The 11,797-nt window shown below is 67.0% G+C and carries 8 protein-coding genes and 1 pseudogene; 3 read left to right on the top strand and 6 right to left on the bottom strand.

Going from position 1 to position 11,797, the window contains the following annotated elements:
- Positions 1–120: 120 nt before the first annotated feature.
- Entirely contained in the window at positions 121–1,314 is a 1,194-nt protein-coding gene (locus tag GOY17_RS07845) for an acyl-CoA dehydrogenase family protein (RefSeq protein WP_386837508.1), read from the bottom strand.
- A gap of 220 nt (positions 1,315–1,534) precedes the next feature.
- Here GOY17_RS07845 and GOY17_RS07840 point away from each other — a divergent pair.
- The 3 genes and pseudogenes from GOY17_RS07840 to metH form a co-directional block, all read left to right on the top strand.
- Positions 1,535–2,464: pseudogene (locus GOY17_RS07840) on the top strand (ArsR/SmtB family transcription factor); the annotation flags it as partial.
- 26 nt (positions 2,465–2,490) lie between these two features.
- The gene (locus GOY17_RS07835) at positions 2,491–3,588 is read left to right on the top strand and encodes a homocysteine S-methyltransferase family protein (RefSeq protein ID WP_157029947.1); all 1,098 of its coding nucleotides are present in this window, start codon (positions 2,491–2,493) and stop codon (positions 3,586–3,588) included.
- Positions 3,589–3,648: 60 nt separating this feature from the next.
- Entirely contained in the window at positions 3,649–6,333 is a 2,685-nt protein-coding gene (gene metH, locus GOY17_RS07830; RefSeq protein WP_232338598.1) for a methionine synthase, read from the top strand.
- A gap of 74 nt (positions 6,334–6,407) precedes the next feature.
- On the opposite strand, the gene GOY17_RS07825 is transcribed toward metH, so the two are convergent.
- The 5 genes from GOY17_RS07825 to bamJ all read right to left on the bottom strand — a co-directional run bounded on the left by GOY17_RS07825 (position 6,408) and on the right by bamJ (position 11,776).
- Positions 6,408–8,501 (bottom strand): acyltransferase family protein, encoded by a 2,094-nt coding sequence (locus GOY17_RS07825; protein WP_157029945.1) that lies wholly within the window; start codon positions 8,499–8,501, stop codon positions 6,408–6,410.
- Between the two features lie 51 nt (positions 8,502–8,552).
- A complete protein-coding gene (locus tag GOY17_RS07820; RefSeq protein WP_157029944.1) occupies positions 8,553–9,224 on the bottom strand; it encodes a DUF2058 family protein in 672 nt (223 codons plus the stop codon).
- 93 nt (positions 9,225–9,317) lie between these two features.
- Entirely contained in the window at positions 9,318–9,557 is a 240-nt protein-coding gene (locus GOY17_RS07815) for a SlyX family protein (protein ID WP_115840562.1), read from the bottom strand.
- Between the two features lies 1 nt (position 9,558).
- Positions 9,559–10,899, bottom strand: a complete 1,341-nt coding sequence (locus GOY17_RS07810; RefSeq protein WP_157029943.1) for a UDP-glucose dehydrogenase family protein — start codon at positions 10,897–10,899, stop codon at positions 9,559–9,561.
- 91 nt (positions 10,900–10,990) lie between these two features.
- Positions 10,991–11,776 carry a BamJ family beta-barrel-assembly machinery protein gene (gene bamJ, locus GOY17_RS07805; protein ID WP_157029942.1) on the bottom strand — a complete coding sequence of 262 codons (786 nt, stop codon included), beginning with the start codon at positions 11,774–11,776 and terminating at the stop codon, positions 10,991–10,993.
- Between the last annotated feature and the right edge of the window lie 21 nt (positions 11,777–11,797).

Raw genomic sequence — 11,797 nt, 5'->3', positions numbered from 1 at the left:
CGGACGACGATCGCGGCCGCGATCGACAGGACAGGCGGTGGGGCGTGACGATCCGAAACGTTTCATGTCGGGTTCGTGCGGTCTTCTGTTTTGCCGAAACTGTGTCGCCGGAACGGCCTGTCAGCGCAGGCCGGTTTCGTTGCGGGCGATCACCAGGCGCTGGATCTCGCTGGTGCCTTCGTAGATCTCGGTGATCTTCGCGTCGCGGAAGTAACGCTCCAGCGGCATTTCCTTCGAATAGCCCATGCCGCCGTGGATCTGCACCGCCTGGTGGGTGATCCACATCGCCGCTTCCGACGCGGTGAGCTTGGCGATGGCCGCTTCATTGCTGAAGCGCGCGCCGCCCTTGTCGAACTCGCCCTTCTGCCAGGCCGCACGCAGCGTGAGCAGCGTGGCCGCGTCGAGCTTGCACTTCATGTCGGCGATCTTCGCCTGCGTCATCTGGAAGGTGCCGATCGCCGCGCCGAACGCCTTGCGCTCGCGCACGTATTCCAGCGTCTTCTCATAGGCCGCGCGGGCGATGCCGATGGCCTGGCTGGCGATGCCGATGCGGCCGGCGTCCAGCACGCTCATGGCGATCTTGAAGCCGTGGCCGACTTCGCCGAGCACGTCCTCGGGTTGGGCGACGTAACCGTCGAATTCGATCTCGCACGTGGCCGAGGCGCGGATGCCGAGCTTGGGCTCGGTCTTGCCGCGATGGAAGCCGGCGCGATCGCCGTCGACCATGAAGGCGGTGATGCCGCGCGCGCCCTTGTCCGGGTCGGTCATCGCGAACAGCACGAAATACTTGGCGACCGGGCCGGACGTGATCCAGCTCTTCTTGCCGTGGATGACGTAGGTGCCGTCGGCCTGCTTCGTCGCCTTGCAGCGCATCGCGGTGGCGTCGGAGCCCGACTGCGGCTCGGTCAGCGCGAAGGCGCCGATCTCGCGGCCTTCGGCGATGGCGCGCACGTACTTCTGCTTCTGCTCCTCGGTGCCGAACTTCAGGATGCCGTTGCAGAACAGCGAGTTGTTGACCGACATGATGGTCGAGTGCGCGGCGTCGCCTGCGGCGATCTCGATCATCGCGAGCACGTAGCTGATCGGGTCCATGCCCGCGCCGCCGTATTCGGCCGGCACTTCGATGCCCATCAGGCCGTTCTCGCCGAGGGTGCGGATGTTCTCGAGCGGAAACTCGCCCGTCTTGTCGTGGTGTTCGGCGCTGGGAGCAATCTTTTCCTGGGCGATGCGGCGGGCCACATCCTGGATCATCAGTTGCTCTTCGGTGAAGCGGAAATCCACAGAGACACCTCGTGCTTGAGTCTTTGGTTCGATGGGCGAAACAGACTGCGAATTGTAGCCGTCCCGTGCGCGATTCGCAGGGGCGCGGGCGCATCGCATCGCCAATACGGGCGCGATTCCGCCCGTTTCCGAACAACCGGCCCGACGCGAAGCGCGAAAGCGAGCGCTATCACCACGCTTCGTGCCGCGCCGCTTGACCCTGGGTACCCCGCGGACCGAAACTTATCGCTATATCGCGATAGGTTGATGAAGCATGGATCTGGAAGGCTGGTCTTCACGGCTCAAGGTGTTCGCCGACGCGACCCGGGTGCGCCTGCTGGCGCTGCTGGAGCGCGAGGAGCTGACCGTGGCCGAGCTGTCGGGCATCACCCGCCTGGCCCAGCCCCGCGTCTCCACCCACCTGGCCAAGCTGAAGGAGGCCGGCCTGGTGCGCGACCGCCGCTCCGGCGTCTCGGCCTACTACCGTTTCGACGACGCCGCCCTCGACGGCGCCCAGCGCGCCCTGTGGACCACCCTGCGTGAGGGAAGCGACGACCCGCTGCTGCGCCAGGACGCCGAGCGCGTGGCCGACGTACTGGCCTCCCGCGCCGCGGACCAGAACTGGGCCGACACGGTGGCCGGCGACATGGAGCGCCATTACTCGCCCGGTCGCACCTGGGAAGCGATGGCCCGTTCGGCACTGCCGCTGCTGGAGCCGGGCGACGTGCTCGACGTGGCTTCCGGCGACGGCGTGCTCGCCGAACTGCTCGCCCCGCATTCGCACCGCTACGTCTGCCTGGATTCGAGCACGAAGGTCGTGCTGGCCGCGTCCGAGCGCCTGCGCAAGCTGAAGAATGTCGAGGTGCGCGAGGGCGACATGCACGCCCTGCCCTTCGAGGACGCGCATTTCGACCTGGTCGTGCTGATGCACGCGCTGACCTACGCCGAGCACCCCGCGCAGGCGGTGGTCGAAGCCGCACGCGTGTTGCGCCCGGGCGGTCGGCTGCTGCTCACCAGCCTGGCCCGACACGAGCACCGCAACGTGGTCGAGGCCTACGGCCACGTGAACCTGGGCTTCAGCGAGAAGGACCTGCTGAAGTTCGCCACCAAGGCCGGCCTGGACGTGAGCAGTTGCGAGACCGTCACGCGCGAGCGCCGCCCCCCGCATTTCGAAGTGATCGCGCTGATCGGCCGCAAGCCCGGCGATGCGCGCAAGACGAGGAAGTCCTGATGGAAACCCTGCCCTGGCTGAACCCCGAACGCGCGCAATCGCTGCAGCAACTGCTGCGCGAACGCATCCTGGTGATCGACGGCGCGATGGGCACCATGATCCAGCAGCACGAGCTGGACGAAGCCGCGTACCGCGGCGAGCGATTCGCAAAGGGTTATGACCACGCCTACGACCATGTCGAGCACGTCCACGGCGACAACTGCGGCTGCTCGCGCGACCAGCGCGGCAACAACGACCTGCTGAGCCTGACGCAGCCGCAGATCATCCAGGGCATCCACGCGCAGTACCTCGACGCCGGCGCGGACCTGATCGAAACGAACACCTTCAACTCCACTACCGTGTCGCTCGCGGACTACGGCCTGGAGCACCTGGCGCGCGAGCTCAACGAAGCCGGCGCGCGACTGGCCCGCGACGCCTGCGACGCCGCCGAAGCCCGCGATCCGTCGCGCCCGCGCTACGTGATCGGCGTGCTCGGCCCGACCAGCCGCACCGCGTCGCTGAGCCCGGACGTCAACCGTCCCGGCTTTCGCGCCACCACCTTCGACGAATTGCGCGTGGCCTATCGCGAAGCCGCCGACGGCCTGATCGACGGCGGCGCCGACGTGCTGATGGTCGAAACCGTGTTCGACACGCTCAACGCCAAGGCGGCGCTGTTCGCGATCGAGGAAGCGTTCGACGCACGCGGCGTGCGCCTGCCGGTGATGGCGTCGGGCACGATCACCGACGCCTCCGGCCGCACGCTTTCCGGACAGACCGCCGAAGCGTTCTGGTACTCGCTACGCCACGCGCAGCCGCTGGCGATCGGCCTGAACTGCGCGCTCGGCGCGAAGGACCTGCGCCCGCACGTCGACGTGCTCGCGCAGGTCGCCGACGCGTACGTGAGCACGCACCCGAACGCGGGCCTGCCCAATGCGTTCGGCGGCTATGACGAAACACCCGAGGACATGGCCGCCGTGCTCGGCGAGTTCGCGCGCGCCGGCATGCTGAACCTCGTCGGCGGCTGCTGCGGCACCACGCCGGCGCACATCGCGGCGATCGCGAAGGTGGTCGAAGGCATCGCGCCGCGCGCACTGCCTTCGCTGGTCGCCGCGGCCTGATCGCCCCCGCCCTCATTCGACTTTCCGCGCATCGCGAACGGATTCCTGCCTGTAATGACCATGCCCCTCCCCCGCCAGACGCGCCTGAGCGGTCTCGAACCGCTGCAGATCACCCCGGAATCCAACTTCATCAACGTCGGTGAGCGCACCAACGTCACCGGCAGCGCGCAGTTCAAGAAGCTGATCCTGGAAGGCCGGCTCGACGAAGCCGTCGTGGTCGCGCGCCAGCAGGTCGAGAACGGCGCGCAGGTGATCGACGTCAACATGGACGAAGGCCTGCTCGATTCCGAGCGCGCGATGGTCGACTTCCTCAACCTCATCGCCGCCGAGCCCGACATCGCGCGCGTGCCGGTGATGGTGGACAGCTCGAAGTTCAGCGTCATCGAAGCCGGCCTGCGCTGCCTGCAGGGCAAAGGCATCGTCAATTCGATCTCGATGAAGGAAGGCGAAGCCGAGTTCCTGCGGCAGGCGCGACTGGTGCGCCGTTATGGCGCCGCCGTCGTGGTGATGGCGTTCGACGAAGCCGGCCAGGCCGACACGATCGAACGCAAGGTCGAGATCTGCTCGCGCGCGTACAAGCTGCTGACCGAGACGATCGGCTTCCCGCCGGAAGACATCATCTTCGACCCGAACGTGTTCGCCATCGCGACCGGCATCGAGGAGCACAACGACTACGCCGTCGCGTTCATCGAGGCGACGCGCGAACTCAAGCGGCGTTTCCCGTTCAGCCACATCTCCGGCGGCGTGTCGAACGTGTCGTTCTCCTTCCGCGGCAACGAACCGGTGCGGCAGGCGATCCACGTCGTGTTCCTGTACCACGCCATCAGGGCGGGCATGGACATGGGCATCGTCAATGCCGGCGCCTTGCCGCTGTACGACGACCTGGACGCCGAGCTGCGCGAGCGCGTGGAAGACGTCGTGCTCAATCGCCGCAGCGACGCAACCGAGCGCCTGCTGGAAATCGCCGACCGCTACAAGGGCAAGAAGGGCGAGAAGAAGGTCGAGGACCTCGCGTGGCGCGAGAAGCCCGTGCGCGAGCGCCTGTCGCATTCGCTGGTGCATGGCATCGACCAGTACATCGAAGCCGACACCGAGGAAGCGCGTGCGCAGGCAACGCGTCCGCTGGACGTGATCGAAGGCGCGCTGATGGACGGCATGAACGTCGTCGGCGACCTGTTCGGCGCCGGCAAGATGTTCCTGCCGCAGGTGGTGAAATCCGCGCGCGTGATGAAGAAGGCCGTCGCGTACCTGCTGCCGTTCATCGAAGCCGAAAAGCTGCGCACCGGTGACGTCGGCAAATCGAACGGCAAGATTGTGATGGCGACCGTCAAGGGCGACGTGCACGACATCGGCAAGAACATCGTCGGCGTCGTGCTCGCGTGCAACAACTTCGAGGTGATCGACCTGGGCGTGATGGTGCCGGCGCAGGTGATCCTCGATCGCGCGAAAGCCGAGAACGCCGACCTGGTCGGCCTGTCGGGCCTGATCACGCCATCGCTGGAGGAAATGAGCCACGTCGCGCGCGAGATGCAGCGACAGGGCTTCGAGATGCCGCTGCTCATCGGCGGCGCGACGACCTCGCGCGCGCACACGGCGCTGAAGATCGATCCGCACTACAAGGCACCGACCGTCTGGGTGAAGGACGCCTCGCGTGCGGTCGGCGTCGCGCAATCGCTGATCAGCCCGGATCTGCGCGGCAACTTCGTCGCCGCCAACGACACCGACTACGCCGAGATCCGCCAGCGCCACAGGCAGCGCGGCGACGGCAAGCGCCTGGTTTCGCTGGAGAAGGCGCGCGCGCAGCGCTTCGATGGCGGCTGGAACGACTACGTCCCGCCCGCGCCGAACCAGCCGGGCCTGCATGTGTTCGACGACTACCCGCTGGCAGAACTCGTCGAGTACATCGACTGGACGCCGTTCTTCAACACGTGGGAGCTCGCGGGCAAGTACCCGGCGATCCTGACCGACGAGGTCGTCGGCGCGCAGGCGAGTGAGCTGTATCGCGATGCGCAGGCGATGCTCAGGCGCATCGTCGACGAGCGCTGGCTGACCGCGAAGGCGGTGTTCGCGCTGTGGCCGGCGAACGCGATCGGCGATGACGTCGTCGTCGATGCGAACGGCACGCCCACCACCCTGCACTTCCTGCGCCAGCAGGTCGACAAGCCGGTCGATCGCCCGGACTTCTGCCTCGCCGATTTCATCGCGCCGAAGGAGAGCGGCCGGCAGGACTGGATCGGCGGTTTCGCGGTGACGGCGGGCATCGGCATCGAGGAACACGTCGCGCGATTCGAAGCCGATCACGACGACTACAACGCGATCCTGCTCAAGGCGCTGGCGGACCGCTTCGCCGAAGCGCTCGCCGAACGGCTGCACGAGCGCGTGCGCAAGGAGTTCTGGGGCTACGCGGCGACCGAAGCGCTCGGCAACGATGCGTTGATCGACGAAGCCTACGTCGGCATCCGCCCGGCCCCGGGTTATCCGGCTTGCCCCGAGCACAGCGAGAAGGCCACGCTGTTCCGCCTGCTCGACGCGGAGAACAATGCCGGCGTGCGCCTGACCGAAAGCTTCGCGATGTACCCCGCCGCGGCCGTGTCTGGCTATTACTTCAGCCATCCGCGCAGCCAGTACTTCGTCGTCGGTCGCGTGTCGAAGGAACAGGTCGAGGACTACGCGCGACGCAAGGGCGTCAGCCTGGCGCAGGCCGAACGCTGGCTCGCATCAAACCTGGATTACGATCCGGAGTGACGACAGGTGGGGCGTCTTCGTCGCCCCCCGTCCTCACAGCGGCACCAACACGAAGGCCGCCTGCGCGGCCTTCGTCATTCCTGACGCGCGTTCCCCGACCCACCGGATGACGTCGCCGAAAGATGCGCCATGAAACCAGGCAACAGCTTGCGGTTCGCGTACCCGCTGATGTGGTCGGCATCGAAATACAGCGGACGGCCGTTGTCCTCGACGACGCAGGTCGCGTCGGGACAGAGGATCGGGAACGGATCCCATACGCTCGCGCCGGGCAACTGCGCGGCCATTCTGGCCAGGGAGTCCAGGACCGGCTTGCGCAGCGCTTCCAGTTCGCCACGCGGCATCGCCAGACCGTCGCGGCACGCGGGATTTCCGCGGCTGAACCAGTCGGCGCATCGGTACGGCGTCGAGCGGAACACCGGCTTGGGCGCTTCGAACACGATGGCGACGCCACGTTCGGCCAGGGGCTGGAGCATGTCGCGCACGATCTGCTCCGCTTCGCGCCGGCCCGCGACCGCATCCGCGCCGAACACGGCATTGCGCACCTGCTCCGGATCGATGCTCGTCCACTGATCGGCATAGCGCGGCAAGCGCAACGCGGGCAGGAACAGCGTATCGCCCGGCTTCGCACGCGACTGCACGTCGGCGACCGCCGCATCGCCGAACTGCCGGCAGTGCGGAGCCTTGTAGTCGCGCGAGGGCTGCAGGCTCGCAAACGCGCAGCCCGCGCGCGTGTACAGGTAAACGTCGCGTCCGGAGTCCACCGCCAGCTTCGCGTAGAGGCCCATGTAAGCGGCGGCGTGCGAGTCGCCGATGACGAACAGCCGTCCGGCGGCTGGCGGCGTCGTGCAGGAGGACTTGGAATAGATGCGAAGCTCGGCACCGGCGACGGTTTCCAGATGCCCCGTGGCGGCGCAATCGGGATAGACCGCTCGCGTTTCGCGGCCCATCGGATACCAGTCGTCGGCGTGCTGCGCGGTGACGCTCAGCGAGAGGTCCGGCTGCATCCGGCCGACTTTCCGGTACACGCCCATGAAGGCGAAGATCGCGATCACCCCGACGCCGATCACCGCCAGCTTGTGTGCGTTGCGGAACACCGCGGCGCGGCGGAACGGCGTCTCGACGAAGTAATACGAGAGCGCGGCAAGGCCAAACGTCGCCACCAGCGCAGCGATCTGCGTCGGCACCGATTCCAGCCCGACCGTCCAGCGCATCAGCACGAATACCGGCCAGTGCCACAGGTAGAGGGAGTACGACAGTCGCCCGACCCAGCGCACACCGCCGTTCTCCAACAGGACGCGCAACGGTCCGCCGGCGTCGGGGCGGTACAGGAAGCCGAGCAGGCCGAGCGTGCCGAGCACCGCCGGCACCGAATCAGGCCACGGCGAATGTCCCGCACGCGCGGTTACCAGGCTGACGGCAAGCAGCGCCAGCGACACGAATGCGCCGACGGTAGCGACGAAAGCCGGAATCCGCGTCGCGCCAGCTTCCCCCCTCGCCTGCGAAAGCACCTGGAACAGCAGCACGCCTGCCGCGAGTTGCCAGAACCGTGTGGTCAGCATGTAGAACGCAACCGCGGGCTTCGCCTCGGCGATGTGGATCACGTAGCCCAGCGAGGCCAGCAAGCCCGCCGCGAACAGCGCCATCGACCACTTCCGGCCGCGCACACCCCACGCCCATGCGAAGAACAGGAGCGGGAAGAGCACGTAGAACTGCTCTTCCACGCCGAGCGACCACGTATGCGTGTACGGATTGAACTCGACCTTCGGCGAAAAATAATCGCCGTCGGTGCGCAGCAGGACGAAGTTGCTCAGGCCGACGAATGCCCAGCGGCCGACCTCGTTGCTGGTGTCGCTCAGCCAGGCCTGCGGGATGAAGAGCGCGCTCGCGATGCCCGTGAGCATGAGGCAGACGATCAGCGCCGGAGCGATGCGCCGGATGCGCCGGGAATAGAAGTAACCGAGGTAATCGGGCAGCCGTGGCCTATGCAGGTGCGCCATCGAGGCGCTGACCACGAAGCCGGAAATCACGAAGAACACATCGACGCCGGTAAAACCGCCCGGCAGCAGTCGGGCGTCGAGGTGGTAGGCGATGACCGAAAGCACGGCCAGCGCGCGCAGTCCATCGATGTAGGGAAAGTAACGCTGGCGCGTGTCGTCCGTGACGGGCATGCGTTGGATTCGGTCAGGTGTCAGTGTCGGCGCGTCACGCCGGGGAAACGATCACCACACCAGGTCGTCGGGCACCTGGTATTGCGGATCGGCGTAAGGATCCTCGTTCGCCGGCGCGTTCGGGTCGACCTTCAACGCCACGGCGGGGGCGAAGACCGCTTCGGCCTGCGCGAGCAGTTCGGCGGTGACCAGGAGGTAGCGGCCGTCCATCTGCAGCACGCCGAGTTCGCCGGCATTGAGCTGCTTGAGCTGCGCCTCGTTGACGTAGATGCGCTTGATCTTTCCGCCGTACGGGAAGTGGCGGGCGATCTCGGCGGTCGCGTCGTTGAGCGCCTTGTCCTTGACCAGCTCGGCGAGCTTCGCGCGCGCCTCGCGGCGCTGGCGCGCTTCTTCCTGCTTGGCGGCTTCCGCGGCGATGCGCTCGTCCTTCTCGCGCTGGGCGCGGATGGCGTAGGCCTTCGCCAGGTCGATGTCCTCGCGCGACTGCGGCTTGCCGCCGTGTCGCGCGCCCGGCTTACGGTTGTCGGGTTTGCGTCCGTCCTGGCGGCGATCGCCAGCCTGCGGCTTTCCGCCCTGCGGCTTCGCACCTTGCGGCTGCGCGCCCTGGGGCTTGCCACCCTGCCGGTTGTCCGGCTTGCCGCCCTTGGCGTGCGCGGGGCGCTCGGGCTTGGGCGCGGGCTTGAAGCCCAGGCCCATCAACTGGTCGCGGAGGCTGTTGCTCATGTGCTGCTGCGAAAGGAGGGTGACTGCAGACCCGAAGTATAGGCAGCCGGCGGCCGTGGCGCGCGGCTTTCCACGGTGAACGGTGCGCCGGCTTCAGTAATGCGGCGGCGGCGGTTCCTGCGAGGGCTCCGCGGCGAACGGGTTGGACGCGAGCGCGGCCCGCATGTGCCGCAGTTCCTCCAGGACACGATGCATCGCCAGCGCGTTGCGCGCCTCCTCGCCGCGCGTCGCGGCGAGTGCATCGCTCAGCTCGGACAGCGCCTGCTCCTGGAACGCGAGGCGCGTTTCCAGGTCGACAAGGCGCTGCTCAAGGTCATCGCGTTGGTCGGGCATTTCAGTGCGTCTGGATCGAGCGGCCGCGCCCGATCCCGTAATACGCCAGCCCGGCCGATTCGACTTCGTCCGGGTGGTACAGGTTGCGGCCGTCGAAGATGACCGCGTCGTTGACCGATTGCTTCAGGCGCGCGAAATCCGGGCTGCGGAACTGCTTCCATTCGGTGACCACGACCAGCGCGTCCGCGTCGGCCAGCGCGGCCTGGGCGGAATCGCACAGCACCAGGTCATCGCGATCGCCGAAGATGCGGTGGGCTTCCTCGGTCGCCTCCGGGTCGTACGCGCGCACCTTCGCGCCGGCATCCCAAAGCTGCTGCAGCAGGCGACGGCTCGAGGCTTCGCGCATGTCGTCGGTGTTCGGCTTGAATGCCAGGCCCCAGACCGCAAAGGTCTTGCCCGCGACGTTGCCGTCGTAGTGGCGCTGGATCAGTTCGAACAGATGTCCCTTCTGCTGCTCGTTGACGCCTTCCACCGCGCCCAGCAACTGCGCGGTGTAGCCGTGCTGCAGCGCCGTGCGATGCAGCGCCTGCACGTCCTTCGGGAAGCACGAACCGCCGTAACCGGCGCCGGGATAAATGAAGTGCCAACCGATGCGCGGGTCCGAACCGATGCCCTGGCGGACCATCTCGACGTCCGCGCCCACGCGCTCGGCGATGTTCGCGATCTCGTTCATGAAGCTGATCTTGGTCGCCAGCATCGCGTTGGCGGCGTACTTGGTCAGCTCGGCCGAACGTACGTCCATCACCACGATGCGTTCGTGGTTGCGATTGAACGGTGCATACAGGCGCTTCAGGCGTTCGACCGCCATCGTGCTGGACGAGCCGATCACGATGCGGTCGGGCCGCATGCAGTCGTTGACGGCGTCGCCTTCCTTGAGGAATTCCGGGTTCGAGGCGACTTCGAACGCCACGTCGGTCCCGCGCGTGCGCAACTCATCGGCGATCGCCGCGCGCACCTTGTCGGCGGTGCCGACCGGCACCGTCGACTTGTTCACCACCACCGCACTGCGCTCGAGGTGCTTGCCGATCGTGCGAGCCACCGCGAGCACGTACTTCAGGTCCGCGCTGCCGTCTTCGTCCGGCGGCGTGCCCACGGCGATGAAGATCACGTCGCCGTGTGCGATCGCTGCCGCCGCGTCGGTCGTGAACGTCAACCGGCCCGCCGCGTGGTTCGCCTTCACCATCGGCTCCAGGCCGGGCTCGTAGATCGGGATCACACCGCGATTTAGGCCTTCGACCTTGGCCTGGTCGATATCGACGCAGACCACGTCATGGCCGACATCGGCAAGACAGGTTCCGGTGACCAGGCCTACGTAGCCCGTTCCGAAGATGGTGACGCGCATGCAGCTACTCCGAATGTGGCGAAATGGGAAGGTAACCAGTCACGAGTGAAGAGCCTGCTCGCTCAGGGACCTTCCCGGATACAGCGGGTCGTTACTTGCCCTGCCCCGGCTTGCCGATGTCGAGCAACTCGACTTCGAACACCAGCGTCTGGTTCGGGCCGATCGGGCCGGCGCCCTGCGGACCGTACGCGAGCTTGCTCGGGATCCAGAAACGGAACTTGCTGCCCACCGGCATCAGCGTCAGGCCTTCCTGCCAGCCCGGCACCATCTGGGAGAGCACGAACGTCGCCGGCTCGCCGCGATCGTAGGAACTGTCGAAGGTCTTGCCGTCCAGCAGCGTGCCCTTGTAATGCGCGCTCACCACGTCGGTCGGCGTCGGCTTGGGACCCTTGCCTTCGGTGATGACCTGGTACTGCAGGCCCGAGGCGGTGGTCGTCACGCCCGGCTTCTTCGCGTTCTCGGCGAGGAACTTCGCGCCGGCTTCGGCGTTGTTCTTCGCGTCGGTTTCGAGCTTGGCGATCTGCTGCGCGCGGATCTTCTGCGCGAAGGCTTCGCGGATCTCGCCGGCCTGCTTCTCGTCGAGCAGCGGCTTGCCGCCTTCCAGCGACGTCTTGAGCGCCTTGTGCAGCGTGTCCAGGTCGATCTCGCCCTTCACCGGCTCGAGCGAGCGCGCCATGTCCATGCCGATCATGTAGCTGACCTGTTCCTTCTCCGTCGCAAGGCCCGCGATGGCTTTCGCACCGTCCTTGCCGGCTTCGGTCGTGGCGGTGTCCTTCTTGGCTTCGGCGTTGTCGGCCGGCTTGTTGCAGGCGGCGGTCAAGGCGGCGAGCGAAGCGACGGCCAGGGCGAGGCCGGTGTGGCGCGGAGTGAACTTCATCGGGGAGCTCCAGGAAGGAAA

The organism is Lysobacter soli, assembly GCF_009755585.1.
Lineage (GTDB): Bacteria > Pseudomonadota > Gammaproteobacteria > Xanthomonadales > Xanthomonadaceae > Lysobacter_J > Lysobacter_J soli.
Note: the sequence above shows the minus strand (reverse complement) of the source record. Positions and strands in the feature narration are given on the sequence as shown.